At 70.8% G+C, this 24,554-nt stretch carries 28 protein-coding genes; 20 read left to right on the top strand and 8 right to left on the bottom strand.

The window, feature by feature from the left end; all coding sequences use genetic code 11:
• Nucleotides 1-25: 25 nt before the first annotated feature.
• Nucleotides 26-988: an ArsA-related P-loop ATPase gene (locus QIY60_RS14580; protein ID WP_283142825.1), complete on the bottom strand. Its 963-nt coding sequence runs from the start codon at nt 986-988 to the stop codon at nt 26-28.
• A 72-nt stretch (nt 989-1,060) separates the two neighbouring features.
• Here QIY60_RS14580 and QIY60_RS14585 point away from each other — a divergent pair, with 72 nt between their 5' ends.
• A complete protein-coding gene (locus QIY60_RS14585; RefSeq protein ID WP_003975360.1) occupies nt 1,061-1,222 on the top strand; it encodes a DUF4177 domain-containing protein in 162 nt (53 codons plus the stop codon).
• Nucleotides 1,219-1,686 carry a RidA family protein gene (locus tag QIY60_RS14590; protein WP_283142826.1) on the top strand — a complete coding sequence of 156 codons (468 nt, stop codon included), beginning with the start codon at nt 1,219-1,221 and terminating at the stop codon, nt 1,684-1,686. The genes QIY60_RS14585 and QIY60_RS14590 overlap by 4 nt, the downstream gene beginning before the upstream one ends.
• Before the next feature lie 252 nt (nt 1,687-1,938).
• On the opposite strand, the gene QIY60_RS14595 is transcribed toward QIY60_RS14590, so the two are convergent.
• Nucleotides 1,939-2,961: a LacI family DNA-binding transcriptional regulator gene (locus QIY60_RS14595; RefSeq protein ID WP_283142827.1), complete on the bottom strand. Its 1,023-nt coding sequence runs from the start codon at nt 2,959-2,961 to the stop codon at nt 1,939-1,941.
• A 24-nt stretch (nt 2,962-2,985) separates the two neighbouring features.
• Complete coding sequence (locus tag QIY60_RS14600; protein WP_283142828.1) at nt 2,986-3,774, bottom strand: response regulator transcription factor; 789 nt, start codon at nt 3,772-3,774, stop codon at nt 2,986-2,988.
• A gap of 263 nt (nt 3,775-4,037) precedes the next feature.
• Between QIY60_RS14600 and QIY60_RS14605 the strand changes: the two genes are divergently transcribed.
• From QIY60_RS14605 to QIY60_RS14630, 6 genes are all read left to right on the top strand, one after another.
• Nucleotides 4,038-4,844 carry an alpha/beta fold hydrolase gene (locus tag QIY60_RS14605; protein WP_283142829.1) on the top strand — a complete coding sequence of 269 codons (807 nt, stop codon included), beginning with the start codon at nt 4,038-4,040 and terminating at the stop codon, nt 4,842-4,844.
• A gap of 33 nt (nt 4,845-4,877) precedes the next feature.
• Nucleotides 4,878-5,132 (top strand): MoaD/ThiS family protein, encoded by a 255-nt coding sequence (locus QIY60_RS14610; RefSeq protein ID WP_283142830.1) that lies wholly within the window; start codon nt 4,878-4,880, stop codon nt 5,130-5,132.
• Between the two features lie 10 nt (nt 5,133-5,142).
• Nucleotides 5,143-6,444 carry a hypothetical protein gene (locus QIY60_RS14615; protein ID WP_283142831.1) on the top strand — a complete coding sequence of 434 codons (1,302 nt, stop codon included), beginning with the start codon at nt 5,143-5,145 and terminating at the stop codon, nt 6,442-6,444.
• Nucleotides 6,445-6,498: 54 nt separating this feature from the next.
• Nucleotides 6,499-7,248, top strand: a complete 750-nt coding sequence (locus QIY60_RS14620) for a DUF2993 domain-containing protein (protein ID WP_283142832.1) — start codon at nt 6,499-6,501, stop codon at nt 7,246-7,248.
• 519 nt (nt 7,249-7,767) lie between these two features.
• Entirely contained in the window at nt 7,768-8,613 is an 846-nt protein-coding gene (locus QIY60_RS14625; RefSeq protein WP_283142833.1) for a sulfurtransferase, read from the top strand.
• A 40-nt stretch (nt 8,614-8,653) separates the two neighbouring features.
• Nucleotides 8,654-8,941 (top strand): DUF1416 domain-containing protein, encoded by a 288-nt coding sequence (locus QIY60_RS14630; protein ID WP_190087958.1) that lies wholly within the window; start codon nt 8,654-8,656, stop codon nt 8,939-8,941.
• A gap of 409 nt (nt 8,942-9,350) precedes the next feature.
• Here QIY60_RS14630 and QIY60_RS14635 read toward each other — a convergent pair whose 3' ends face one another.
• Entirely contained in the window at nt 9,351-9,839 is a 489-nt protein-coding gene (locus QIY60_RS14635) for a hypothetical protein (RefSeq protein ID WP_283142834.1), read from the bottom strand.
• 713 nt (nt 9,840-10,552) lie between these two features.
• Here QIY60_RS14635 and QIY60_RS14640 point away from each other — a divergent pair.
• Nucleotides 10,553-10,810: a DUF3099 domain-containing protein gene (locus QIY60_RS14640; protein ID WP_101388965.1), complete on the top strand. Its 258-nt coding sequence runs from the start codon at nt 10,553-10,555 to the stop codon at nt 10,808-10,810.
• A 16-nt stretch (nt 10,811-10,826) separates the two neighbouring features.
• Here QIY60_RS14640 and QIY60_RS14645 read toward each other — a convergent pair whose 3' ends face one another.
• The gene (locus QIY60_RS14645; protein WP_283142835.1) at nt 10,827-11,192 is read right to left on the bottom strand and encodes a DsrE family protein; all 366 of its coding nucleotides are present in this window, start codon (nt 11,190-11,192) and stop codon (nt 10,827-10,829) included.
• Between the two features lie 271 nt (nt 11,193-11,463).
• On the opposite strand from QIY60_RS14645, the gene QIY60_RS14650 reads away from it, so the two are divergent.
• The 3 genes from QIY60_RS14650 to QIY60_RS14660 all read left to right on the top strand — a co-directional run bounded on the left by QIY60_RS14650 (nt 11,464) and on the right by QIY60_RS14660 (nt 13,550).
• Nucleotides 11,464-12,036, top strand: a complete 573-nt coding sequence (locus tag QIY60_RS14650; RefSeq protein ID WP_101388959.1) for an FABP family protein — start codon at nt 11,464-11,466, stop codon at nt 12,034-12,036.
• A 66-nt stretch (nt 12,037-12,102) separates the two neighbouring features.
• Complete coding sequence (locus QIY60_RS14655) at nt 12,103-12,552, top strand: transcriptional repressor (protein ID WP_283142836.1); 450 nt, start codon at nt 12,103-12,105, stop codon at nt 12,550-12,552.
• Between the two features lie 32 nt (nt 12,553-12,584).
• Nucleotides 12,585-13,550: a glycine cleavage T C-terminal barrel domain-containing protein gene (locus tag QIY60_RS14660; protein ID WP_283142837.1), complete on the top strand. Its 966-nt coding sequence runs from the start codon at nt 12,585-12,587 to the stop codon at nt 13,548-13,550.
• Between the two features lie 164 nt (nt 13,551-13,714).
• On the opposite strand, the gene dtd is transcribed toward QIY60_RS14660, so the two are convergent.
• Nucleotides 13,715-14,140, bottom strand: coding sequence for a D-aminoacyl-tRNA deacylase (dtd, locus tag QIY60_RS14665; protein WP_283142838.1), 426 nt, complete (start codon nt 14,138-14,140; stop codon nt 13,715-13,717).
• A gap of 143 nt (nt 14,141-14,283) precedes the next feature.
• Between dtd and QIY60_RS14670 the strand changes: the two genes are divergently transcribed.
• From QIY60_RS14670 to QIY60_RS14680, 3 genes are all read left to right on the top strand, one after another.
• A complete protein-coding gene (locus tag QIY60_RS14670) occupies nt 14,284-14,892 on the top strand; it encodes an ABC transporter substrate-binding protein (RefSeq protein WP_283142839.1) in 609 nt (202 codons plus the stop codon).
• 60 nt (nt 14,893-14,952) lie between these two features.
• A complete protein-coding gene (locus QIY60_RS14675; protein ID WP_283142840.1) occupies nt 14,953-15,909 on the top strand; it encodes an asparaginase in 957 nt (318 codons plus the stop codon).
• A 65-nt stretch (nt 15,910-15,974) separates the two neighbouring features.
• Nucleotides 15,975-17,255: a GNAT family N-acetyltransferase gene (locus QIY60_RS14680; protein ID WP_283142841.1), complete on the top strand. Its 1,281-nt coding sequence runs from the start codon at nt 15,975-15,977 to the stop codon at nt 17,253-17,255.
• Between the two features lie 21 nt (nt 17,256-17,276).
• Here the strand turns inward: QIY60_RS14680 and QIY60_RS14685 are convergent, their stop codons facing one another.
• Nucleotides 17,277-17,468: a hypothetical protein gene (locus QIY60_RS14685; RefSeq protein ID WP_283142842.1), complete on the bottom strand. Its 192-nt coding sequence runs from the start codon at nt 17,466-17,468 to the stop codon at nt 17,277-17,279.
• Between the two features lie 128 nt (nt 17,469-17,596).
• Between QIY60_RS14685 and QIY60_RS14690 the strand changes: the two genes are divergently transcribed.
• From QIY60_RS14690 to QIY60_RS14705, 4 genes are all read left to right on the top strand, one after another.
• On the top strand, nt 17,597-18,490 hold the full coding sequence (locus QIY60_RS14690; RefSeq protein ID WP_283142843.1) for a GntR family transcriptional regulator: 894 nt from the start codon (nt 17,597-17,599) through the stop codon (nt 18,488-18,490).
• Nucleotides 18,491-18,518: 28 nt separating this feature from the next.
• Entirely contained in the window at nt 18,519-19,217 is a 699-nt protein-coding gene (locus tag QIY60_RS14695; protein ID WP_283142844.1) for an HAD family hydrolase, read from the top strand.
• A 203-nt stretch (nt 19,218-19,420) separates the two neighbouring features.
• Nucleotides 19,421-20,350 carry a winged helix-turn-helix domain-containing protein gene (locus QIY60_RS14700; RefSeq protein ID WP_283142845.1) on the top strand — a complete coding sequence of 310 codons (930 nt, stop codon included), beginning with the start codon at nt 19,421-19,423 and terminating at the stop codon, nt 20,348-20,350.
• 50 nt (nt 20,351-20,400) lie between these two features.
• Nucleotides 20,401-22,608 carry an aminoglycoside phosphotransferase family protein gene (locus tag QIY60_RS14705; RefSeq protein WP_349253919.1) on the top strand — a complete coding sequence of 736 codons (2,208 nt, stop codon included), beginning with the start codon at nt 20,401-20,403 and terminating at the stop codon, nt 22,606-22,608.
• A gap of 196 nt (nt 22,609-22,804) precedes the next feature.
• Here QIY60_RS14705 and QIY60_RS14710 read toward each other — a convergent pair whose 3' ends face one another.
• Nucleotides 22,805-23,776 carry a zinc-binding dehydrogenase gene (locus tag QIY60_RS14710; RefSeq protein ID WP_283142846.1) on the bottom strand — a complete coding sequence of 324 codons (972 nt, stop codon included), beginning with the start codon at nt 23,774-23,776 and terminating at the stop codon, nt 22,805-22,807.
• Nucleotides 23,777-23,924: 148 nt separating this feature from the next.
• Here QIY60_RS14710 and QIY60_RS14715 point away from each other — a divergent pair, with 148 nt between their 5' ends.
• Nucleotides 23,925-24,533 carry a TetR family transcriptional regulator gene (locus QIY60_RS14715; protein ID WP_283142847.1) on the top strand — a complete coding sequence of 203 codons (609 nt, stop codon included), beginning with the start codon at nt 23,925-23,927 and terminating at the stop codon, nt 24,531-24,533.
• Nucleotides 24,534-24,554 lie beyond the last annotated feature (21 nt).

A 24,554-nucleotide genomic window follows, 5' to 3' on the forward strand; every position in this document is an offset into this window, starting at 1 on the left:
GTCACGTCCCCGCCCACTTCCCCGCTCACTTGCCCACCCCGAGCCTTCGCAGTCGTGTGGCCAGGCGGTAGAGCCCGGCCAGGTCCATTCCCTCGCCGATCAGCGGCAGTTCGTACGCCGGAAGCCCCAACTCGGCGACCACGGCCCGCTGCTCGCGCTCCAGCTCCACCCGCTCGGCGTGCTCGGCGGCCTCCTGGAGCAGCGGGGTGACCAGCTTCGCCGAGCCGGTGACCCCGGCGCGGGTGAGCGTCTTGGCGACCTCCTTGCGCCGGTCGCCGGTCACGCCCCGGACCGCCTCCTCGTCGAGCAGGTGCGGGCGGACCATGTTCACGATGACGGCGCCGGTCGGCAGCTCGGCGGCGCGCAGCTCGGCGATCCCGTCGGCGGTCTCCTGGACCGGCATCTCCTCCAGGAGCGTCACCAGGTGCACGGCCGTCTCGGGGGATTTGAGCACCCGCATCACGGCCTGCGCCTGGTTGTGTATCGGGCCGATCTTGGCGAGCCCGGCGACCTCGTCGTTGACGTTGAGGAAGCGGGTGATCCGCCCGGTGGGCGGGGCGTCCATGACCACATGGTCGTACGCGTACCGCCCCTGCTTGTCCTTACGCCTGACGGCTTCGCACGCCTTGCCGGTCAGCAGGACGTCGCGGACGCCCGGGGCGATGGTGGTGGCGAAGTCGATGGCGCCGAGCTTCTTCAGGGCGCGGCCCGCCGAGCCCAGTTTGTAGAACATCTGGAGGTAGTCGAGCAGGGCCCGCTCGGCGTCGATCGCCAGCGCGTGCACCTCCCCGCCGCCCGGCGCCACGGCGATCTTCCGCTCCTCGTACGGAAGGGCCTCCGTCTCGAAGAGCTGTGCGATGCCCTGTCTGCCCTCGACCTCGACGAGGAGCGTGCGCTTGCCCTCCGTCGCGAGGGCGAGCGCGAGGGCAGCGGCGACCGTGGTCTTGCCGGTACCGCCCTTGCCGCTGACGACCTGGAGCCTGCTCACGTCGTCGAGCCTAACCAGTCGCCCGGCGGCCTACGCATGAGGCTGCCTCCGGCAGCGGCTACAGTCGGCCCCATGACCAAGTGGGAATACGCGACCGTGCCCCTTCTCGTGCACGCGACCAAGCAGATTCTGGACACCTGGGGCGAGGACGGCTGGGAGCTGGTCCAGGTCGTTCCCGGGCCGAACAACCCCGAGCAGCTGGTGGCCTACCTGAAGCGGGAGAAGCAGGCATGAGCGGCGCGGTTGAGGCGAAGCTGGCCGAGCTCGGCCTGACGCTGCCGGAGGTCGTGCCGCCGCTGGCCGCGTACCAGCCGGCCGTGCGGTCGGGTGTGTACGTGTACACGGCCGGGCAGCTGCCGATGGTCGAGGGCAAGCTCACGCTGACCGGCAAGGTGGGCGCGGAGGTCACGGCCGAGGAGGCGAAGGACGCGGCGCGCATCTGTGCGCTGAACGCCCTCGCGGCCGTGAAGTCGGTCGCGGGTGACCTCGACCGGATCGCGCGCGTCGTGAAGGTCGTCGGGTTCGTTGCCTCGGCGAGCGACTTCACCGGCCAGCCGGGCGTGATCAACGGGGCGAGCGAGCTCCTGGGCGCGGTCCTGGGCGACAAGGGCGTCCACGCCCGCAGCGCGGTCGGCGTCGCGGTCCTCCCCCTGGACGCCCCGGTCGAGGTCGAGCTCCAGGTCGAGCTGGAGGCGTAGCTTTCCGCCTGCGGACCGTGCGTGGTTGCTCGCGCAGTTCCCCGCGCCCCTCAAAGCATGCGGCCGGTGCGGGGCCACCTCGCTCACGGGAGGCGGGGGTCTACCTAAGGGGCGCGGGGAACTGCGCGAGCAACCCAGCACGGTCCGCAGACGAAGGCAGGTTTTTCAGGGGCGCGGGACTGTGACATTTGCGGCTCCGCCGCGTGGGCGCGACCAGCCACAGACGGTCCGCAGACAAACCCCGGGCCAAAGCTATCCGCAGCCGCACGAGCGGCGGATCACCAAGCGCGACGGGAACTGTTTCAGGCGTTCCCGGCGGGAGCCCGCCACCCGCAGTGCGTCGTCCAGGACCAGGTCCACCGCCGCGCGGGCCATCGCGGGACGGTCGGAGGCGACCGTCGTGAGGGGCGGGTCCGTGAGACCCGCCTCCTTCACGTCGTCGAAGCCCGCGACCGCCAGCTCACCCGGCACGTCGATGCGCAGCTCACGCGCCGCGCGAAGGACACCGATCGCCTGGTCGTCCGTGGAGCAGAAGATCGCCGGGGGCCGCTCGGGCCCGCCCAGGATCTCCAGCCCGACCCGGTACGCGTCGTACCGGTTGTAAGGCGCCTGGAAGAGCCGTCCCTCCACCGACCGCCCGGACTCCAGCATCGCCCGCCGCCAGCCCTCCACGTGGTCCGCCACCGGGTCGCCGACCGCCGGGGTCGACTCGACCCCGCCGAGGCACGCCACGTACGCGTGACCGTGTTCCAACAGATGGCGCGTGGCCAGCTGCGCCCCGCCGATGTCGTCCGTGACGACGGCCACGTCGTCGATCGCCTCCGGCCGTTCGTGGAGCAGCACCACGCGCGCGTCCCAGGCGTCGATCTCGGCCGCCGCGCGCTCGCTGGGACCCTGGCTGACCAGGATCAGACCCGCGACCCGCATACCGAGGAACGCCCGCAGATAGTGGACCTCGCGGTCGTCCAGATAGTCGGAGTTGCCGACCAGGACCATCTTCCCGCGCTCGGCCGCCGCCTGCTCCACCGCGTGCGCCATCTCCGCGAAGAACGGCTGGCGCGCGTCCGGGACGATCATGCCTATGAGGTCCGTGCGCCGGGAGGCCATCGCCTGGGCAACCCGGTCGGGCCGGTAGCCCAGCTCCTTGATCGCGGCGAGTACCCGCTCGCGCGTGGCCGGGGCGACCGGCCTCGGTCCGTTGTTGATGACATAGCTGACGACCGCGGTCGACGTACCCGCCAGTCTCGCCACATCATCCCGCGTCACCTTGGCCACGAGCGGGAGTCTACGCGGGGTGACCTACCTCTGGGCAGGGCGTACGGAGGCTTCCTCCGGCTCCGCGACGGCCGGGACCGGTGGGGAGGCCACGGATTCCGCGGCCGCCTTGGCCTTGGCTTCTTCCGCCGCCCGCTCGACCTTCTCGGGGGTGACGAACCGGTACCCGACATTCCGGACGGTGCCGATCAGCGACTCGTGCTCGGGGCCCAGCTTCGCCCGCAGCCGCCGTACGTGGACGTCGACCGTCCGCGTACCGCCGAAGTAGTCGTACCCCCAGACCTCCTGCAGCAGCTGCGCGCGCGTGAAGACCCGGCCGGGGTGCTGCGCCAGGTACTTCAGGAGCTCGAACTCCTTGAAGGTGAGATCCAGCACCCGGCCCTTGAGCTTGGCGCTGTACGTCGCCTCGTCCACGGAGAGGTCGCCGTTGCGGATCTCCATGGGGGAGTCGTCCGAGGTGATCTGCTGGCGGCCCATCGCGAGCCGCAGCCGCGCCTCGACCTCCGCGGGACCCGCGGTGTCCAGGAGCACGTCGTCGATGCCCCAGTCGGCGGTGACGGCGGCCAGACCGCCCTCGGTGACCACCAGGATCAGCGGACAGCCGGGTCCGGTGGAGCGCAGCAGCTGGCAGAGCGAGCGGACCTGCGGCAGGTCGCGGCGGCCGTCGACGAGGATCACGTCGGCACCGGGGGTATCCACCAGGGCCGGGCCCTCGGCGGGGGCCACCCGCACGTTGTGCAGCAGCAGGCCGAGCGCCGGAAGCACCTCCGTCGACGGCTGGAGGGCGTTGGTGAGGAGCAGTAGAGAGCTCATCGCGCCCCACCTGCCAAGGTCGTCGTCGGTTTCTTCGGATGATCGTGCACGGTCTGCTCGCCCATAACGTCGGTTCCTCCTCGGTCCCTGCGGAGGGGGTCCCCCCTGCTCCTTAAGAGCTTGGGGGCGTTTACGGCACTGCTTTCGCTACCGGCTCCCGCGCCCCGAGAGCCTTTGTTCACCTGCTCGTAACAACGACCAGGAAACGCAAAAGGACCCGGGGGCTGCGCTGCCCGGATCCTCTGCCCAGCAGAATAGCCCACATGAGTTCCGGGGCAGAGGGCCGATTTCACACTGTGGATGTTTCCTCGATCACCAGGGGACCGCGGCGCGCAACTCTTCGCACCTCGGACGGCGTGACGGTGGAGGCTTTCCACGACCCCTGCACGGCGGGCCCGACGGACACCGCGGTCGTGGTCGCGCACGGCTTCACGGGGTCGGCGGCCCGGCCCGCGGTGCGGCGGGCGGCTGGGGTGTTCGCCCAGTACGCGGGCGTGGTCACGTTCTCGTTCCGGGGCCACGGCGGCTCCGGCGGGCGCTCCACGGTCGGCGACCGCGAGGTGCTCGACCTGGCGGCGGCCGTGGAGTGGGCGAGATCACTCGGCTACGCGCGCGTGGTCACCGTCGGGTTCTCGATGGGCGGCTCGGTGGTCCTGCGGCACGCGGCGATGCACAAGGGGCTCACGGAGGCGCGGACGGATGCCGTCGTCTCCGTCAGTGCGCCGGCCCGTTGGTACTACCGGGGGACCGCCCCCATGCGGCGGCTGCACTGGCTGGTGACCCGGCCCGCCGGGCGCCTGGTCGGGCGGCTCGGCTTCGCCACCCGGATCGACTCCAAGGAGTGGAGCCCGGTGCCGCTCTCCCCGGTCGAGGCGGTCCCGCTGATCGCGCCGACCCCGCTCCTGATCGTCCACGGCGACCGCGACCCGTACTTCCCGCTCGACCACCCCAGGATGCTGGCAGCCGCCGGACCTGCGCGGTTGTGGCTGGAGGAGGGCATGGGGCACGCGGAGAACGCGGCCGGCGAGGAGCTGCTGCGCCGGATCGCGCGGTGGCTGTCGGTGGCGTAGCCCATCATGGGGGACGACGAAAGGAGGGTCGCCATGGCAGCGGGAACCATCCGCTTCTGGGCCGCGGCCAAGTCCGCAGCCGGTGTGGCCGAGGAGCCGTACGCGGCGGCCACGCTGGCCGAGGCGCTCGACGCGGTGCGCGAGCGCCACCCCGGCGAGCTGACCCGCGTACTGCTCAGGTGCTCGTTCCTGGTCGACGGTGACCCCGTCGGGACGCGCGAGCATGAGACCGTACGGCTTGCCGAGGGCGGCACGGTCGAGGTGCTCCCGCCGTTCGCAGGAGGGTGACCCCCACGTCATGAGCGATCAGCAGTACCAGCAGCCGTACGACGAGCCGTATCCGCGCTTCGACCAGTACGGGCAGCCGGTCCAGCAGTACCAGCAGCAGTACGACGCGTACCAGCAGCACCAGCAGCACCAGCAGCACCAGCAGCACCAGCAGCACCAGCAGTACGACCAGTACGGGCAGCCGGTTCAGCAGCAGCCGCTCCAGCACCAGCAGCCGCAGCAGCCCGCGCAGCAGCAGTTCCCGCACGACGCGTCGTACCAGGAGCAGCAGCAGTACACGCAGACGTGGGAGGGCCAGACCTGGGACACCCAGTACCAGCCCACGATCCAGCCGCAGCCCGTCCAGCCGCAGCCGGTCCAGCAGCCCATCCAGCAGCCCGTGCAGCAGCAGTACGCGCAGGCGTACGCGCAGCCCGCCGCCGACACCGCGTACCTGCCGCCGCAGACCGGGTCCGTACCGCTGCCGCCGGAGGCGCCCGCGTACGAACCGCCCGCCGCGCCCGCGGTGGCCGACGGACCCGCCTACAGTCCGCCCACCACCGTCGGCAACACCCGGGTCACCGACGCCCAGCGGGCCCGCGCCGAGGGGCGCTCGCCGATCATCGCGCCCGGGATGCAGCCCGCCGCGCTCACCGCCGTCCTCGGCCTGCTGCTCGCGGCCGCGTCCGGCCTCGGGCAGTACGCGCTGGTCGTGCCGCTGGTGCTGCTCCAGGCCGTCACGGCCGCGGGCTGGTTCCGGCTCAACGGGATGTGGCCCGCCCGGCAGGGCATCGCGCTCGCCTTCCTGGGCGGCCTGGTCGCGGACGCGGCGCTGCTCGCCGTCGGCGACGAGCACGCGCCCGCGGCGATCCTGGGCACGCTCGGGGTGTGGGTGCTGCTGACGCTGGTGCTCCAGCTGCGCAGCCACGCGGACCCGGACGAGCGGATGTACGGCCTGATGGCGACCGTGGCCTCGGCGGCGCTCGCGATCCTGGCCGCCGGCTACCTCGCGGCGATCCCGCACGCGGTGGCGGTGGGCGCGGCCGCGGTGGCCGTCGCCGTCCCGGCCCGCGCGCTGCCGCTGCCGGGGCCGGTCTCCGTCGTGGTCTCGCTGCTCGCGGCGGCGGGCGCGGGGATCGTGGTCGGGCAGCTGACGGACGTGGGTTCCCCGGGCGCGCTGCTCGGGCTCGCGGCCGGGGTGTGCGCGCTGATCGGGCTGCGGGTGGCCAGTTATGACTACCCGTCGCGTTTCGTGCACATGACGGCCGGAGTGGCGCTGCCGCTCACCGCGGCTGTTCCCGCTTTGTATCTGATCGGTCGAGTGATCGGATAATTCCGGAGGTTAGGCTCGCAGCGTCAACGACCAGTGTGGGGGGACTCGTACGCAATGCGCGCACTCCGGATATGGCTCATCGTCGCGGTGGTCCTCGGCGGCATCTTCGTCGCCGCGGACCGCATCGCGGTGAACGTCGTCGAGTCCAAGGTGGCCGACAAGATCAAGGCCAGTCAGGGGCTCAGGGAGACCCCCGACGTCTCGATCACCGGCTTCCCCTTCCTCACCCAGGCGATGGGCAAGGAGTTCGACGAGGTCGACGTGAAGCTGGGCGGGGTCACCGCCACGGCGGACGGCCACTCGGTCAACGTCACCGAGGTCCGCGCCAAGCTGCACGACGTGAAGGTCGACAGCAGCTACTCGTCCGCCACGGCGGTACGGGCGGACGGCTCGGCCCGTATCTCCTACGCCGACCTCACCAAGTCCGCGCCCAAGGGCGCCAAGGTCGGCTACGCCGGGCCCGAGCGGGCCGCCAAGGGCCAGGTCCAGGTGACCGGGCAGCTCACCGACCTGCTGGAGGGCGCGGGCGTCCAGGTCCCCGCGAGCCTCAAGGTGCTGCTCACGGGCCGCACGGTCAGCGCGTACAGCACGGTCACCACGGACGGCGGCGCGACCGTCAAGGTCCGCTCCGAGGAGCTGCCGAAGCTGCCGGTGGCGGGCTTCGACGAGAAGCTGCGCAAGGCGGTCGACTACGACCTCAAAATCGAGGGCCTGCCGCGGGGCATCAAGCTGGACAAGGTGACGGCTACGCCGGACGGGCTGCGGTTCTCCGGGACCGGGGCGAACGTTTCCCTCGCGGGGTAGGCGCTGGGTGCGTGGTCGTTCGTCCGCGGGTCGGTGGGGGCTTGTCGCGCAGTTCCCCGCGCCCCCAGGGGGGACGGGGCGCCCCCGACAGGCCTCGATAGCCGGATCGTGAGACGGTTGCGTCCGGTACGTAGATGGTCTGCTGGGTGAGGTCGTCCCCACGGCGGTGAAAGGCAGTATCCGGGGCTCTCCGTCCCACGATCCGGATGATCGTGTCTCAAAATACGACACACCGGTGACATGGTGGCCGGTCCGTCCCTACGATCGGACGCATGAAGCGACAGGCGGACCTCACGAAGCGGCGGGCAGTCGACCTGTGCCGCGTCGCCGCCATGCTCTGTCGCCACGTCTGAGCGGGACCCGCCCCTCTCTGCGAAGAGACGGCAACTCCCGTGTTCCCCGGGCCCTTTGAGCGTATTCAGGGCCACCCCCCGTGCCGAAGCAGCGCCGCGCCCGCTCGCGTGGCGAGCGCACCCGCACCCCGCACCACCCGCCGCACCTGCCCCGGAGGAGAACCGCATGAGCCGCAGCGACGTCCTGGTAGACGCCGACTGGGTCGAGGCCCACATCGACGACCCGAAGGTCGCCATCGTCGAGGTCGACGAGGACACCTCGGCGTACGAGAAGAACCACATCAAGAACGCGATCCGGATCGACTGGACCAAGGACCTCCAGGACCCGGTCCGCCGTGACTTCATCGACCAGGAGGGCTTCGAGAAGCTCCTGTCGGCGAAGGGCATCGCGAACGACACCACCGTCGTCCTCTACGGCGGCAACAACAACTGGTTCGCCTCGTACGCCTACTGGTACTTCAAGCTCTACGGCCACGACGCCGTCAAGCTGCTCGACGGCGGCCGCAAGAAGTGGGAGCTGGACTCGCGCGACCTGGTCGACGGCTCGCAGGTGCCCGCCCGCCCGGCCACGCAGTACAAGGCCAAGCCCCAGAACACCGCGATCCGCGCCTTCCGCGACGACGTGGTGGCGGCCATCGGCGCCCAGAACCTGGTCGACGTGCGCTCCCCCGACGAGTTCAGCGGCAAGCTGCTCGCCCCGGCCCACCTCCCGCAGGAGCAGTCGCAGCGCCCGGGCCACGTCCCGTCCGCCCGCAACATCCCGTGGTCGAAGAACGCCAACGACGACGGCACCTTCAAGTCGGACGACGCCCTGAAGGAGCTGTACGCGGCGGAGCAGGTCGATCTGGCCAAGGACACCATCGCGTACTGCCGCATCGGCGAGCGCTCGGCCCTGACGTGGTTCGTGCTGCACGAGCTGCTCGGCGTCGAGAACGTCAAGAACTACGACGGCTCGTGGACCGAGTACGGCTCCCTCGTCGGCGTGCCGATCGAGCTCGGCGCCAACAAGTAACCCCGCACAGCCCCCAGACCGTAAACCGTAAGGAAGAACCATGTGTGGAGCGAAGGCAGGCGGCCCCGACGCCTCGACGATCAAGCCCGGTGAGACGACGATCCAGGGCCAGGTGACGAAGGACGGCGAGCCGGTGGTCGGCTACGTCCGCCTCCTGGACTCGACCGGCGAGTTCACCGCCGAGGTCCCGACCTCGGCGACGGGCCAGTTCCGCTTCTACGCGGCCGAGGGCACGTGGACCGTCCGGGCCCTGGTCCCGGGCGGCACGGCGGACCGCACGGTGGTCGCCCAGACGGGCGGGCTGTCGGAGGTCGCGATCGCCGTCTGACGGCATTGATGTACTGGCCGGAGGGCCGCACCGCTGGGGTTGGACGCTCGATGGCGGGTGCGGTCCTTCGTGCCGTCCGGCGTAGGCGACGGGAACTGAAGTTCTTCGGCCGGATGGGTGACCTGATCGCCTGTGGCTCGTTGAGTTGTTCGACGGACTCGACGACCGGGGGTGGGGAACATGGCGGCTCGTTCCGCATCGGGCCTGCGCGTACTGACCCCGCCCCGGCTCGTCGTGCCCTCAGGGGCATTGACCATCAAGACCCGCTTGCGTCTGTCGGCGCGTGACGAGGCCGTCCTGCGTGAACTGGGCGCGCTCTTGTCCCGGTTGGCGGCACGGGACCTGGCCGGACGGGTCGCGCTGGGGACCGGACACACCCGTGAGGACTTCGCCCGCCGTAAGCGGGAGCTCACCGCGCTGACTTCGTCGCGCTGCCGATCGGGCGGCTGGTCGGGTTCGTGTGGTGCGTGGCGGCAAAGACTTGCTGCGCAGCCGGATGCATTTGCCCGAAGCCGGTCGATCGGCTCGGTACGGCGCTCATTGCGACCGGTTCGGTCGCTACCGTCTCGATGCCCGGGTGCGTTTCGCCTATCGCGAGGCCGAGTGGCGGGCGCACATCGATGCCCGGCGTTCGGTCGGCTACACGGTCCGGTTCGAGAACGGCCGGTGCTATCTGACGGCGTCCTTCACTCCAGGGAGGCCCGAGCTCTCCGAGAGCTTGGGCGATGGAGGTCTCCTCACGGGGGCACTGGCCGGAGGAGTGCTGGGAGCCGACCACAACGTCGACCATCTCGCTGCCTGGCGGCTGGACCGGCACGGCAATCCGGTCGGACGCCCGGACCGGCTCGACGTCGACTACACGGGCCGGGCGACGCATCGGGACGCCCAGGTCCGGCATGCCTGCAGTGAGCTGATCCGCTTGGCACGGCAGCGCGGAGCGACTGCCCTGGTCGTCGAGGACCTCGGCTTCACGACCGACCGTGAGAGCTGCGGCTGGAAGGGGCGGAGCGGCCGGAGGTTCCGATGGCTGGTGGCAGGGATGCCGACGGCCCGGTTCGTGGCCCGCTTGGTGGCCATGGTCCACAGGGCTGGGCTCGCGGTGATCGTCGTGGATCCCGCGTACACGAGCCGCTGGGGCGCTCAACACTGGCGGCGGCCCATCAGCACCACGAGACACAAGACGTCCCGGCACGACGCTTCGGCCGTCGTGATCGGGAGGCGCGGCCAGTGGCTGGGTGCGCGGCGCAGGGCAGAGAAGACCGTGCCCCGCAGGACGACGGAAGCCGTCCCGCAGCGCGCGAACGCGCGTGGCGGGGCCGGTACGGAGGACCATCGCCCGCCCGTGTTCCGCATCCCGCCCGGCCCTCACCGCGCACCCAGGGCCCGCCCCCGGTCGGAGGACGGTGCACGTGATGCACCTCGCCGACGGCTGGAGGCACGGGTCCAGTCCGCTCACGACCGTTCGGGGCGGGCCACTGAGGGGCGGACCTGGGTTCAGGATCCGCTCATATCCAGTGCGTAGGAACGGTTGGACGCTTCCTGGACCGGGTGCGGCCCTTCGGGTCGGCCACGGCCGTTTCCGCCCGGCGTGCACGGTCGTACGCTGGACTTATGTTGGCCCGGCGTCGGCGCGAGTACTTCTGGCTGATGGGCGGATGCCTGGTGCTGTTCGTGTCCGCCTGGGGTTTCGTGCGGCTGTGGTCGGTTCCGGCCGCGGTCGCCATGTGTGTGGTCGCGATGGTGATCCCGCCGGTCGCGGCGATGGTGGCGAACCGGCGTGGCCCGGACGACCGCTGGTGGGACGATCCGTCCGGGGACCCGAAGTCGGACGAGTGGTGGGACGAGCTCGACGGCAAGAAGAAGTACTGAGGGGCGCGCAGCGCCCTCAGTAGACGAGCGCCTGCGTCTCCTCCGCCATCGCCTCCTGGACGAACACCTGCGCCCCCGCGATCCGCGCGCCCTCGATCAGGTCCTTCTCGGTGATGTCGCGGCGGGCCGCGCACTGCGTGCACACGGTGATCGTGCCGCCGCCCGCGAGGATCCCGTCGATCAGGTCCGGCAGCGGTGCCGCGTGCGGCAGTTCGAACTCGGCGGCCCGGCCCGGCAGGGCGAACCACGACGACTCGCCGGTCAGCCAGAGCGAGACCTCGACCCCGCTGGCGACGGCGACCGCCGCCACGGTGAACGCCTGCGAACACCGCTCGGGGGCGTCGGCCCCGGCGGTCACCTTGATCACGAGCTTCTTGGCCATGTGCCGACTGTAATGCGCGACGCCGCACCGCCCGGCGGCGCACCTCACAGAGAAGGCCGTGGCTCAACCCATTAGGCTGGGGTACGGCCCTTTACTGCCCACACGCTCATCCGAGGAGCACCCCGTGCTTGAGGCTTTCTTCGAAACCCTGCTGGTCCTGGTCTGCGTCGGTGTCCTCGCCTTCGCCGGTCTGGCCGTGAAGAAGCTGTACCAGGGCCAGCGCTGAACCGCGCCCCAGCCGCAGACGTAACGAAAGACTGATCGAAGCCTCATGATCGAGATCCCGTCCGACCTGAACCCGGACCTCGTCCCCCTCGCGTTCCTCCTCGGCACGTGGGAGGGCGCGGGCGTCACCGACTTCCCGGGCGCCGAGAAGGCCAATTTCGGCCAGTCCGTCACCTTCAGCCACGACGGCCGGGACTTCCTGGAGTACGTGTCGCACTCCTGGATCCTCGACGCCGAGGGCAACAAGGTGAAGCCGCTGGAGAGCGAGTCCGGCTTCTGGCGCATCGACAAGGACCGCAAGGTCGAGGTCGTCATGGTCCGCGACCAGGGCGTCGTCGAGATCTGGTACGGCGAGCTCGCCGACCAGAAGCCGCAGATCGACCTGGTGACGGACGCCGTGGCGCGCACCGCCGCCTCCGGTCCGTACACCGGCGGCAAGCGTCTTTACGGATACGTGAAGAGCGACCTGATGTGGGTCGGCGAGAAGGCCACCCCCGAGGTCGAGCTCCGTCCGTACATGTCCGCGCACCTCAAGAAGGTCGTCACGCCCGAAGAGGTCGCGGCGATGGCCCGGGGCCTGGGTGACCTGCCGGACGACGGGATCGCCTTCTTCAAGTAGGAGATCCGTTTCAGGGAGATCCGTTCGCGGAGCCGGTAATCCCGGGGTGGCTCCTACACTGGGCGTGTGGTGACCACCGACTGGCAGAGCGACCTCCGCAAGCGCGGGTACCGGCTGACCCCCCAGCGCCAGCTCGTGCTGGAGGCCGTCGACGTACTGGAACACGCGACGCCCGACGACATCCTCACCGAGGTGAGGAAGACGGCGGGCGGCGTGAACATCTCCACCGTGTACCGGACCCTGGAGCTCCTGGAGGAGCTGGGTCTGGTCTCGCACGCCCATCTGGGCCACGGCGCCCCGACGTACCACCTGGCGGACCGCCATCACCACATCCACCTGGTCTGCCGGGACTGTACGTCGGTGATCGAGGCGGATGTGGACGTGGCGGCGGAGTTCACCGCCAAGCTCTGCTCGACGTTCGGCTTCACGACCGACATGAAGCACTTCGCGATCTTCGGCCAGTGCCAGAAGTGCGCCAAGAACGCCTCAAGCGATGCCTCAAGCAATGCCAAGTAACGCTTCGAGTGCCGCGTCGTAGGCTTGCCTGCATGAAGAGCCCTCTGCTGTCCCTGCCCGGCGCCGTCCCCGCCGAGGGGCCCGACGACGGTGTCGCCGCGCACTACGGCGACCTGTTCCGCGAGCAGCGCGCCCTCGCCGACGGCACCGGCCTCGTCGACCTCTCGCACCGCGGTGTCGTCACCGTCACCGGCGACGACCGGCTGAGCTGGCTGCACCTGCTGCTGACCCAGCACGTCAGCGACCTGCCGCCGGGCCTCGCCACCGAGGCGCTGATCCTCTCCGCCCACGGCCACATCGAGCACGCGCTCTATCTCGTCGACGACGGTACGACGGTGTGGGCGCACGTCGAGCCCGGTACGCAGGACGACCTCGTCGCGTACCTGGAGTCGATGAAGTTCTTCTACCGCGTCGAAGTCGCGGACCGCACCGCGGACTTCGCGGTGGTGCACCTGCCCGCCGGGTCGATCGCCGAGGTGCCCTCGGGCACGGTGGTACGGGAGGCCTCGCACGGGCGGGACCTGTTCCTGCCGCGCGAGGAGCTGGAGGCGTTCGCCGCCTCGCACGGGCCCGCGATCGGGATCCTGGCGTACGAGGCGCTGCGGGTCGAGGCGCACCGGCCGCGGCTCGGCCTGGAGACCGACCACCGCACCATCCCGCACGAGCTGGGCTGGATCGGCACCGCCGTGCACCTCCAGAAGGGCTGCTACCGGGGCCAGGAGACGGTCGCGCGCGTCCACAACCTGGGGAAGCCGCCGCGCCGGCTGGTCTTCCTGCACCTGGACGGCAGCGAGGTGCTGCTGCCGGCGCACGGGACGCCGCTGCGGGTGGCGGCGGACGGGGACGAGGGCCGCCAGATCGGCTTCATCACGACGTCGGCCCGCCACCACGAGCTGGGGCCGATCGCGCTGGCGCTGGTGAAGCGGAATGTGGCGGTGGATGCGGAGCTGCTGGCGGGTGGGACCGCGGCGGCTCAGGAGGTCGTGGTCGAGCCGTAGCCTCCGGCTCTGCGCGGTCGTTCGGCTGCGGCCCGGTGGGGGCTGGTCGCGCAGTTCCCCGCGCCCCTCAAATGCCGGGCGTGGCCGAACCTGTGCATCGGCCCAGCCACTAAGGGGCGCGGGGAACTGCGCGAGCAACCCAGCACGGTCCGCAGCCGAACCGCCTACAGGTCCAGCAGCACCGTGAACGGGCCATGGTTCGTCAAGGACACCCGCATGTCCGCTCCGAAGCGGCCCGTCTCCACCCTCGCCCCCAGCGCCCGCAGCTGAGCCACCACCTCGTCCACCAGGGGCTCGGCCACCTCGCCGGGGGCCGCCGCGTTCCAGGTGGGGCGGCGGCCCTTGCGGGCGTCGCCGTAGAGGGTGAACTGGGAGATCACCAGGAGCGGGGCGTTCACGTCCGAGCAGGACTTCTCGCCCTCCAGGATCCGCACCGACCACAGCTTCCGGGCCAGCTGCGCGGCCTTCTCCGGGGTGTCCCCGTGCGTGACCCCGACCAGGACGCACAGGCCCTCGCCGGTGATCTCGCCGACCGTCTCGCCCGCCACCACGACGCTCGCGCCGTCGACCCGCTGTACCACCGCTCGCATGGGACCCAACCTATTCCACGCACCAATCCGGTCCGACGGGGGCCGAACGGGTGGTGTGCGTCTGCATATGCGCCACCGGGAGTGGCACGATGCTGCCAGGCGGTGCGCCCTATCCCGCACCGGTCGAGGGGACGGTAAGACGCATGAGCACTCCTGGCGCCGGGCAGCACCCGCCCGGCCCCGTTTCGCTGACCCGGACGAGTCCGTCGGCCGCGCGGGCGGCCGTCTCCAGACCGCCCGTACAGCGTGCCGGTGACCATCTGCCCGTACCGAAGGACCATGACCTGACCGGGTTGCGGCTGCCGGAGCTGCGGACGCTGCGGCGCCGGTCGCAGAGCGACGAGGCCGACCTCAGCTATGTGCGGCGGCTGCTGCACGGGCGCATCGACATCCTGCGGGCCGAGCTGGCCCGGCGCACCGGACCGCACACGCCCGTCGTGGAGCGGCTCTCCGAGATCCTGGCGGACGCGCCGTCGCCGCACCGCGCCTCCGCCCGCCACGTGACGCTCTCCACGCCGCGCAGCGCCGAGTACCGGCGGCTCGCGGCCGAGATGGACGCGGAGGTCCAGCTCTCCGACCTCGACGCCCGTACGGACGACGAGCTGCACACCGCGATGGGGCGGCTGATCCGCTACGAGCAGCAGGTCTCGCGGCGCCGCCAGCACCTCCAGCGGACGGCCGACGATTGCAGTGCGGAGATCGCCCGCAGGTACCGTGAAGGCGAAGCACAAGTAGACGACCTGCTCATCTGACCACTGATTCGAAGGTCACTTCGAGGTTACGAGGCGGGTCCATGCCTGGAAGGCCCCGCCATGACCACCGACACCGTCATACCCCCGGTCCTCGCCGAAGTCGTACGTTCCGGTTTCGTCGAGGGCCATCATCGGGGCTCGCTGGTGGTGCTGGCGGCCGACGGCAGTGTGGAGCTGGCGCTCGGCGACCCGGCCGCGCCCGTCTTCCCGCGCTCCAGCAACAAGCCCATGCAGGCCGCCGCCGTGCTGCGGGCCGGGCTCGACCTCTCCGGGGAGCGCCTCGCGCTGGCCGCCGCCAGCCACTCGGGCGAGGGCTTCCACCTCGACCTCGTCCGCAAGATGCTCACCGAGCACGGGCTGACCCCGGCCGACCTCCAGACCCCGCCCGACCTGCCGCTGGACCCGGCCGAGGCCGAGACGTACCTGGCGGCCGGCCACGTCCGCGACCGGGTCACCATGAACTGCTCCGGCAAGCACGCGGCCATGCTCGCCGCCTGCCGCCTCAACGGCTGGGACGAGGCGACCTACCTCGACCCGGCCCACCCGCTCCAGCGGCTGGTCCACGACGGCGTGGAGGCGGCGGCGGGCGAGCCGGTCGCGACGGTCGGCACCGACGGCTGCGGGGCGCCCCTGATGGCGATCAGCCTGACGGGTCTGGCGCGGGCGTTCCGTACGTTCGTGCTCGCCGAGCCCGGCACGCCGGAGCGCCGGGTGGCGGACGCGATGCGCGCGCACCCCGAGTACGTGGCGGGCACCCGCCGCCCCGACACCTGGCTGATGCGCGAGGTGCCCGGGGTGCTGTCGAAGATGGGCGCGGAGGCGGTGCAGGCGGTGGCGCTGCCGGACGGCCGCGCGCTCGCCTTCAAGGTCGACGACGGTGCCGCGCGCGCCCTCGGCCCGGTCCTGGCCCGCGCGCTGCGCCTGCTCGGCGTGGACGCACCGGTGGTCGACCGCATCGGCAGCGCGCCGCTGCTGGGCGGGGCGGAGCGGGTGGGGGAGGTCCGGGCGGCGTTCTGAGGGGCTGCCGTGGGGCCGGGGAAATTGGGGCGACAGCCGGGCGGGGGCGTGCCTAGCGTGGCGGTATGAGCCCGAGCCGCCACGACGCCGCCTCCGCCACCCCTGCCCTCGACCTCCGTACCGTCTCCGAAGCCGAGTTCGGCGACTGGCTCAAGGCCGTCAGCACCGGCTTCCTGCGGCCGCCGGTGGTGGGCGAGAACGACCTGGTGAACCGTCTCGCCAACAGCGATCTGGCGCGTACGCAGGGCGTGTTCGACAACGGCCGGTGCGTGGCGACCTTCCGCTCGTTCGCGCAGGAGCTGACGGTGGTGGGCGGCGCGGCCGTCCCCACCAGCGCGGTCACCAACGTCACGGTCTCCCCGACGCACCGCAGGCGCGGCCTGCTCAGCAAGATGATGGCGAACGACCTGGCGGCGGCGAAGAAGCGCGGCGAGGTGGCGGCGACGCTGATCGCCGCCGAGTACCCGATCTACGGGCGGTACGGGTTCGGCCCCGCCACCTGGACCGCCGAGTGGGAGGTCGACACCGGCCGGTCGGGCCTGGACCCGCGCTGGTCGGGCCCGCAGGACGGCGCCCGCATCGAGCTGGCCGACTCCGAGGACGTACGCAAGCTGGGCCCCGACCTCTTCGAGCGCTTCCGGGCCGGCCAGCCGGGCGCGGTGAGCCGGAACGCGCGCTGGTGGGACCTGAACACGGGCGCGGTCCGGCGGGACGACCAGCCGTGGACCGAGCCGTTCTGGGCGGTGTACCGGTCGGCTGCGGGCGAGGTGGAGGGCCTGGCGGCGTACCACGCGGACGAGACGTGGACGGACGCCAAGCAGCCGCTGAACACGGCGACGGTGCGCGGCCTGCTCGGGCTGACCCCGGCCGCCGAGCGCGCGCTGTGGCACTTCATCTGCTCGGTCGACTGGATAACGAAGGTCCGCACCGGCTACCGCGCCCCCGACGACCTGCTCCCGCTGCTCCTCCCGGACCCGCGCGCGGCCCGGATGGTGACGCACGCGGACTTCCTGTGGCTGCGGGTCCTCGACGTCGTACGAGCCCTTGAAGCGCGTACGTACGCGTCCTCGGGCACCCTGGTCCTGGAGGTCACGGACGCGTCCGGCCTGGCGTCGGGCCGCTACCGCCTGGACGCGGACGCGTCGGGCGCGGTGTGCGCGCCGACGGCCGAGCGGGCTGATCTGGCTCTGGACGTACGGGAGTTGGGGACGCTGTATCTGGGCGACGAGTCGGCGGTACGACTGGCCGCGCTGGGCCTGGCCGCCGAGGAGACGGCGGGGGCAGCGGCCCGGGCGGACGCCCTCTTGCGGACGTCGCGGCGGGCTTGGTGCCCGGACATGTTCTGAGGCCGGGCGGGGGGACGGCACTCACTTGTCCGCCTGCGGGATCAGTGCGGCCAGGATCGCGGCCGCGCCGATGACGGTGAAGGTGCTGTCGTGGGTCTGGACGCCGACGGTCAGCACCACGATCCCCACGGTGCCGATGGCCCCGAGCTTGTGGTGGACGAGCTTCTCGGAGGCGACGAGGGCTAAGGCGACTATGAGCGCGATCAGAGGCATGGAGTCCCTCCCCGTAGAACTTCACCAAGTTGGCGGACAACTTGGTGAAGTTGTCCCGCTACCTGAAGACCCATAAACCAACTCACGGACAACTCCCCATTGCTGTCGGATAGTTGTAGCGTTCAGATGTGACTTCGGAACCTGAGGTGACGGACGGCGGGGACGCCAGGCGCACGTCCGACGACGTGGCGGCCTCCCTGCGGGCCCGGATCCGCGCGGGTGAGCTCAAGGTCGGCGCCAAACTGCCCACCCAGGCCTGGCTGGTGGAGCACTACGGCGTGGAGCGGACGGTGGTGCGCCAGGCCCTGCAGCAGCTGCACGGCGAGGGCCTGATCACCGAGGGCCGCAAGGGCGCCCCGGCGAAGATCGCCAGCGCCGTACCGGCCGCCTCCCGCCCGGCGGACGAGGAGCCCAAGCGGACGGCGGCGGTCCTCAGCCCCCGGGTGGCGGAGGCGTTCCGCGCGAAGGAGGTGCGGATCGACGCGGTGTGCCTGACGACGGAGACGCTCAACCTGGCGCTGGGGGAACCGCTGGGCGCGATCCACGCGGGCGCGTTCCGCCCGGACTCGGTCCACTTCCGCATCCTGCTGCCGGACCGGGGGATCAATCTGGCCTTTCCCCGGCCGGTGCACCGCTCGGCGGACGGCGACCAACTGGTCCATGAGCGCTGGCTGAGGCAGCGCAATACGCAAGGGCTGGTCCTGCACAACAACCTGGAGGCGCTGCACATCATCGAGGGGATCGACGTCCGTATCGAGTTCCAGGCGCTCCCGCTGACCTCCCCGATCAAGCTGTACCTGCTCAACGGCTCCGAAGCACTGTTCGGTTATTACGACATCACCGCGCGCGAACAAGAGATCGCCGACACGTCGGTCGAGATCTACGACTCGTTGGGCAACCAGTCGATGCTGTTCCAGTACCTGCGCAGCGGGGGGTCGCGGGACGCCGCCTTCGTGGAACGGTCGCAACGGTGGTTCGACGGCGTCTGGAATACGATCACTTCGGAGCTGAAACTGTCCTGATGACCCCTGAAATCTTACGAACTTGTCGTTGGCGGCGACCGTGATCGAGGACCTGACGGGTTTGATCGCGAAAGCTGAATGCGTGCTCTTCGACTTCGACGGCCCTGTCTGCCGCCTCTTCGCCCACCACAGCGCGCCCGGAGTGGCGCGCAGGATGAAGCGCCTCGCGAAGGCGCGAGGGCTCCGCGTGCAGGCCTCCAGAGACCCGCATCGCGTTCTGAAGATCGTGAGCGAACTGCGCCCGGGCAGCGGGCTGGTCGGTGAGCTGGAGGAGCGGCTGACCAGGGAGGAGACAGGCGCTGCGGTGAGCGCCACGCCTACCCCGTACGCCGACGAGCTGATACGGGCCTGGCGGCTCGGCGGCAGGGGGTTGGCCATAACGACCAACAACTCCCCGCGCGCGGTGGAGCGCTACCTGGCCGCACGGGGACTCCTCGACTGCTTCGCCCCCCACATCCACGGCCGCACCACCGATCTGGATCTGCTGAAGCCGGACCCGTACTGCCTCCACCAGGCCCTGGACTCCCTGGGCTCGCGCCCCGCGGCCGCGCTGATGATCGGTGACACCGCCACGGACTGGGATGCCGCTCAGCGAGCGGGCGTCCCTTTCCTGGGATATGCGCGAGACGCCCGGCGGGCGAAACGATTGCGCCGGGCCGGGGCGCCGCTGGTGGTGACCTCGCTGGGGCGGGTGCTCGATGCGGTGCGGGGCGTCGGCGGGTTGTGAGGCGCCGGCGGTGGACGAGCGCTGCGTCATGGGGTCCTCCCTGTTTGCCTTTAGTTGGACTGATCAATACCAGTCCAACTGGACTGAATTGGTGTTGAGGACTATGTCCCCGAGCCTCCAGATCCTTTAACCCGCCGTCTGTTCGGGTTCCTATATGACTGAAAGTGGCATGCCGAGGTACCGGGAGCAGTACGGTCACAGGTGTGGTCGGTAAGCGAGTCGGTGGAGGGACGGGCAGGGCGTTCCAGCGTGTCGCGGACACCCTGCGCAGTCGGCTGGCCGATGGCCGCACCTACCCGATCGACCGGCTGCTGCCTTCCGAGCGTGAGCTCGCCGCGGAGTTCGACGTGTCCCGGGACACCGTCCAGCGGGTCCTGCGAGAGCTGCGGAGCGAGGGCTGGATCAGGGCCGAGCAGGGCCGGGGGAACCGGGTCGTCAAGACGCAGAGCATTCACTCGCCCGACCGCCCGCAGGGCCGCGCCAAGCAGGTCAATCTCGCCCTTGTCTTCGATGAGGCGTTCGCGGCGGAGAAGGTCACCCTGGACGTGTACAGCCTCACCTCGGAGTCACTGGTGGGCCGTCTCCAGGAGCAGGCAAGCCGGATCCGGAGACGCGAGATCTCGCCTCGCGCCATCACGGTCCGCATGCTCCTGCCCGCCAAGGACGCCCTGATGGATCTTCCGAGGCTTTACGACGGCGGCGACAGTTCGCCCCTGTTGGAGCGACTGCACGGAATCATCGACGTCATGACCGGGATGGTGCGCAGGACGTTGGAGGACCTGCAAACCGAGGGATGGGTGCCGTCCGTGACCGTGACTGTCAGATACACAAGGGCAAGACCTCAGTTCAAGCTCTATCTGGTCAACCGGACCGAGGCGCTGCATGCCCTCTACCGGTCGGAGCGCCGTGTCATCACGCTCCACGCGGGAGGAGAGGTCGATGCGGTGGACATACTCGGAATGCAAGCGACTCTGATCCACTACGAGACGGGCCCAGATCCCGGGTCCCACGGCTCGCTATTCGTACGGGAGTCCCAACGCTGGTTCGACGAGGAGTGGGGTAATTCACTCTCTGGGGCTACTTGGCATCCGAGTGGTGCAACTGCGGGCGAGCAGAGGCGGGTTCGCCCGTAGGCTCTGCTCGTCATCGCCAGCGTCGTTGAATCATCCAGGGAGTGGCCCAGGTGGCCGGCAGTCCCCATGTGGCCGGTCCTCCGGCGCCCAGTGGTTCGCCGACCGGCGTCTGCGGGGTCTTCCTGCGCGATGCGCTCCGCCAGGGCACCGTGAGCCGCGGGCATCACCACCTCAACTTCTTCGTCAGGCTCGACGAGCCGATGGCGAGACTGCTGGGCCGAGAGCCGGGCGAGACCGTCACCGTGCGGCAGCGGGCCCAAGACGTACTGGGCGTCGTCATCAGGACCTGGCCGGAGGAAGGCCGCATCCTGGAGGCGATCCGGGGACGGGTCCCGCATGCTCCCGAGCTCCTGATGGCCTGTGGTGACACGGGCATTCACAGCTATGTGGAAGGTGTGCCGCTGTCGGCGCTCTGCCCTGACGGTATGCGGCTCGACCCCGCTCTGGTCGCGTCGTTGGCCGGTCTGTTCGCCGACCTGACCAAGGTGCCCCGGTGCGCATTGCCGCCGCTGCCGACGTCCTGGCCGCGCGACGGTGACAGCACGGGATTCCTGCGGAGGCTCGCGATCCTGGCCGAAGAGCAGGTGAGGCAGCCCAACTGGACTGAATTCGGTGTGCTGTTCGTCGCGCTCGGAGTGCCGGAGGACGTGCTGCGGAGGTATGCCGAGAGGCTGCCGACGCTGACCCCACGCCCCTACGCTCTGCTCCACACCGATCTCCACAGGGACAACGTGATCGTCCCGTTCGGTGCCGATCCGCCGCTGATCTGCGTCGACTGGGAACTCGCCTCGTACGGCGACCCCTTGCACGACCTCGCCACCCATCTCGTACGGATGCGCTACCCCATGGAGCAATGGGCCGAAGTGACGGCTGCCTGGCGGCTGGCCGTGGGGCAGGAGCGTCCGGCGGCGGTCACGTCCATGGAGCAGGAGCTCCGGCACTATGTGGATTTCGAGCGGGCCCAGTCGGTGTTTCCGGACACCATGCGCGCGGCACGGGGGCTCGGCTCCGCAGCCGAACCCGAGGGGCTGCGCGTAGCCGCGCGGAGCATCAGCGATGCCCTGGAGCGGGCCGGAGAGCCACTGGCCCTCGGGGAGCTGCCCGGGGTGACCGAGGTGGAGAACATCCTCTACCGCTGGTACACCGCCCGCCTCAACAGCCGGAAGAGGCCGACACGGCGCGCACCGTCCCTCGTATGGCACCGGGCCGACGGGTTCGAGGCGCGGGTCCGCTTCCCCGACGCGGCGGTGCGGGAAGCGCTGGCCGCCGAGGGGGCGGCCGGGTCGGATCACGTCTTCAAGGGGACGGGCCACCTCAACACGGTCGTACGGGTGCGGGAGCCCGTCGATGCCATGGTGATCGTGCGCCGCAGGCTCGGCGGCGCGGGGTTCGAGCACATGGGGCGTCTGGACGAGAACGAGGTGCTGCGGGCCCTGGAGATCTTCTGCAAGCGGGTGCGCGCCCCCCGCCTGCTGGCCGTCGGCTCCACCCGCCCCGGAGACGACTTCGCCGTCCACTCGTACGTCGGCTGTCCGGACGGGATGCGGGCCCCCCTGCACCCCAAGGACGGGCTGCTGCCGAGCGAGGCGGACGAGCTGGTCGACCAGTTGTGTGACCTGACACTGGTTCCGGTAGCCCGGTTCGGCGGGGAGCCGAGGCCCGAGGGGTTCTACGTGTGGCTGTGTGCGCGCCTCGCCGACCTCGTGACGGGACTGCCGAAGGAGACGATGCAACTCGCCCGGGTGCTCGGACTGCCCGACGCCCACCGGCTGCGGGACATCCTCGGCCGCCACCAAGTGTCCGAGCGCCGCTCGGTGCTTCTGCACGGGGACCTCAATCCCTGGAACCTGGTGATCGACGGTGCCGGTGGACTCACCCTCATCGACTGGGAACTGGCCATGGTCGGCGACCCGTTGTACGACCTGGTGCGCCATCTGCATCTGACGCCGCACAGATCGTGGATCCGCCACCGCATGTACGAGCGCTGGGCCAGTCGGCTGGGCGACGAATACACCAAGGGGTGGGCGGAGGACATCAAGGTCTACCGGTGGATCGAGGTGGTCCGCTCGGCCTATGTCGACCTGCACCGGGCCGGATCCGGTCTGGAAGCCCCCAAAAACGTCCGCCGGGCACTCGCGGCGTACCCGTACACCATCATGGCCGCCACATCCGCGCTGGGCCTGCCGAGCCGCCAGGTGGCCAACCGGCACCTGGCGAAGGCGCTGCCGGGCGCGGGTGACGCGGGTGAGTGGAGGTAGCCGCGGCCCTTTTCCGCCCGGTGTTTGTCTGCGGGTTGTGGTGGGTTGCTCGCGCCCGCGCGGCGGAGCCGCAAATGTCACAGCCCCGCGCCCCTAAGATGCGCCCCTCCGGGGCGTCCAGGGGATGCCGCGCAGCGGCATTTAAGGGGCGCGGGGAACTGCGCGACCAGCCCAAGACGGCCCGCAGACGCACCCCCTACACACTCAACAGCACCTTCCCCACCACCCCCCGCCCCTCAATAGCCGCATGCGCCTCCCCCGCCCGCTCCAACGGGTACACCGCCCCGACAACCGTCCGCAGACGGCCCGCTGCCGCCTCCTCCAGGGCCCGGGTGGCCAAGGACACGCGTCGCGCAGGGGGGATCTGGACGTCGGTGATGCCCAGTACCGTGATCGAGCGGGCGCGGGCCTCATCCGGCGGTACCGCAGTGAAGCCGCCCGTCGGCGCGCCGTGGGCCGAGAAGCGGCCTCCCGGGGCCGTCAACGGGAACGCCGCCGCGCCGAGTTCGCCGCCCACTCCGTCCAGGACCACGTCCGCGCCCGCCCCGCCCAGAGCCTCGGCGGCGTGCCGGGGCCAGTCCGGGGATGCCGCGTCCACCACCTCGTGGGCACCCAACTCCCGTACCAGCTCCATCTTTTCAACCCCTCTTGCCACTCCTACCACCCTCGCTCCCCGCGACCGGGCCAGCTGGACGAGCAGCGTGCCCATGCCCCCCGACGCCCCCGTGACCAGGACCGTCTCGCCCGCCTTCAGGTCCGTGAGGTCCAGCAGGGCCAGCGCCGTCACGCTGTCGTGGATCAGCGCGGCCGCCTCGCGCAGGCCGACGCCGTCGGGGACCGGGACCAGGTGGTCGACGGGGACGGCGGTCAGCGAGGCGTAGCTGCCGGGCTCGACCGCGGCGATCACCCGGCGCCCCGCCCACACCGCCGGGTCGACCTCCGCGCCGGTCGAGGCGACCGTGCCGGAGACGCCGCCGCCGGGCACGTACGGCGGCTCGACGTCGAAGTACTCCCCGAACGCCCCCGCCCGTATCTGCGTCTGCACGAAGAGCGTGTCGATGTGGTCGACCGCGATCACCACCTCGTCGGGCCCGGCCACCGGGTCCGGCAGCTCCGCCGGAACCAGTACCTCCGGGCCGCCGAACTCCTCCACCTGTGCCACGCGCATGCCGATCACCCATCCCCGTTGTGAGTCGAATGTGAGTCGAGGCGTTCGCCGAACGCCTTTCTTGATCGGAGTCTTTTTCCTCAAGTGGGGTTGAGGTCAAGCGCCCGTCGCCCCGGCCCCTCCCGCGGCCTCCCCGTACGCTCACCCCATGGGCTTGCGGGAGCAGAAGAAGCAGCAGACGTACCAGGCCGTCTCGGACGTGGCGATCGCCCTCTTCCTGGAGAAGGGCTTCGACAACGTGCCGGTCGCGGAGGTCGCGGCCGCCGCCGGGATCTCCAAGCCCACCCTCTTCCGCTACTTCCCGGCCAAGGAGGACCTGGCCCTGCACCGGTTCTCCGACCACGAGGACGAGGCCGCCCGGGTGGTCGCACAGGGGCGCACGGAGGGGCTCGCCCCGCTGCCCTCCCTGCGCCGCCACTTCCTCGACGGGCTCGACCGCCGCGACCCCGTGACCGGGCTGAACGACGACCCGCGGGTCCGCGCGTACCACGGGCTGCTGTACGGGACGCCCAGCCTGGTGGCGCGGCTGTTCTCGTACCAGGGCCGGGCCGAGGGCGCGCTCGCGGCGGCCCTGGGCACGGACATCGGGGCGCGCCTCGCGGCGGGCCAGATCGTCGCCGTACAGCGGATCCTCGCGGAGGAGAACTGGCGGCGGATCCAGGCCGGGGAGAGCGCCGAGGAGGTCCACGGGAGTGCGGTCGTGGCCGCTGAGGAGGCGTTCGCGCAGTTGCGGGACGGGCTCGGGCGGTACGCGTAGCAAACGGCGCCCCATATTTCG

This window comes from Streptomyces sp. BPTC-684 (genome assembly GCF_030028635.1).
Lineage (GTDB): Bacteria > Actinomycetota > Actinomycetes > Streptomycetales > Streptomycetaceae > Streptomyces > Streptomyces noboritoensis.

What these genes read in the sequence shown, in the direction of transcription:
- QIY60_RS14585 (WP_003975360.1), top strand. Translation starts at nt 1,061, where the DNA reads ATGACCAAGTGGGAATACGCGACCGTGCCCCTTCTCGTGCACGCGACC.
- QIY60_RS14590 (WP_283142826.1), top strand. Translation starts at nt 1,219, where the DNA reads ATGAGCGGCGCGGTTGAGGCGAAGCTGGCCGAGCTCGGCCTGACGCTG.
- QIY60_RS14600 (WP_283142828.1), bottom strand. Translation starts at nt 3,774, where the DNA reads ATGAGCTCTCTACTGCTCCTCACCAACGCCCTCCAGCCGTCGACGGAG.
- QIY60_RS14605 (WP_283142829.1), top strand. Translation starts at nt 4,038, where the DNA reads ATGAGTTCCGGGGCAGAGGGCCGATTTCACACTGTGGATGTTTCCTCG.
- QIY60_RS14610 (WP_283142830.1), top strand. Translation starts at nt 4,878, where the DNA reads ATGGCAGCGGGAACCATCCGCTTCTGGGCCGCGGCCAAGTCCGCAGCC.
- QIY60_RS14615 (WP_283142831.1), top strand. Translation starts at nt 5,143, where the DNA reads ATGAGCGATCAGCAGTACCAGCAGCCGTACGACGAGCCGTATCCGCGC.
- QIY60_RS14620 (WP_283142832.1), top strand. Translation starts at nt 6,499, where the DNA reads ATGCGCGCACTCCGGATATGGCTCATCGTCGCGGTGGTCCTCGGCGGC.
- QIY60_RS14625 (WP_283142833.1), top strand. Translation starts at nt 7,768, where the DNA reads ATGAGCCGCAGCGACGTCCTGGTAGACGCCGACTGGGTCGAGGCCCAC.
- QIY60_RS14630 (WP_190087958.1), top strand. Translation starts at nt 8,654, where the DNA reads ATGTGTGGAGCGAAGGCAGGCGGCCCCGACGCCTCGACGATCAAGCCC.
- QIY60_RS14635 (WP_283142834.1), bottom strand. Translation starts at nt 9,839, where the DNA reads ATGCCGGACCTGGGCGTCCCGATGCGTCGCCCGGCCCGTGTAGTCGAC.
- QIY60_RS14640 (WP_101388965.1), top strand. Translation starts at nt 10,553, where the DNA reads ATGTTGGCCCGGCGTCGGCGCGAGTACTTCTGGCTGATGGGCGGATGC.
- QIY60_RS14645 (WP_283142835.1), bottom strand. Translation starts at nt 11,192, where the DNA reads ATGGCCAAGAAGCTCGTGATCAAGGTGACCGCCGGGGCCGACGCCCCC.
- QIY60_RS14650 (WP_101388959.1), top strand. Translation starts at nt 11,464, where the DNA reads ATGATCGAGATCCCGTCCGACCTGAACCCGGACCTCGTCCCCCTCGCG.
- QIY60_RS14660 (WP_283142837.1), top strand. Translation starts at nt 12,585, where the DNA reads ATGAAGAGCCCTCTGCTGTCCCTGCCCGGCGCCGTCCCCGCCGAGGGG.
- dtd (WP_283142838.1), bottom strand. Translation starts at nt 14,140, where the DNA reads ATGCGAGCGGTGGTACAGCGGGTCGACGGCGCGAGCGTCGTGGTGGCG.
- QIY60_RS14670 (WP_283142839.1), top strand. Translation starts at nt 14,284, where the DNA reads ATGAGCACTCCTGGCGCCGGGCAGCACCCGCCCGGCCCCGTTTCGCTG.
- QIY60_RS14675 (WP_283142840.1), top strand. Translation starts at nt 14,953, where the DNA reads ATGACCACCGACACCGTCATACCCCCGGTCCTCGCCGAAGTCGTACGT.
- QIY60_RS14680 (WP_283142841.1), top strand. Translation starts at nt 15,975, where the DNA reads ATGAGCCCGAGCCGCCACGACGCCGCCTCCGCCACCCCTGCCCTCGAC.
- QIY60_RS14685 (WP_283142842.1), bottom strand. Translation starts at nt 17,468, where the DNA reads ATGCCTCTGATCGCGCTCATAGTCGCCTTAGCCCTCGTCGCCTCCGAG.
- QIY60_RS14710 (WP_283142846.1), bottom strand. Translation starts at nt 23,776, where the DNA reads ATGCGCGTGGCACAGGTGGAGGAGTTCGGCGGCCCGGAGGTACTGGTT.
- QIY60_RS14715 (WP_283142847.1), top strand. Translation starts at nt 23,925, where the DNA reads ATGGGCTTGCGGGAGCAGAAGAAGCAGCAGACGTACCAGGCCGTCTCG.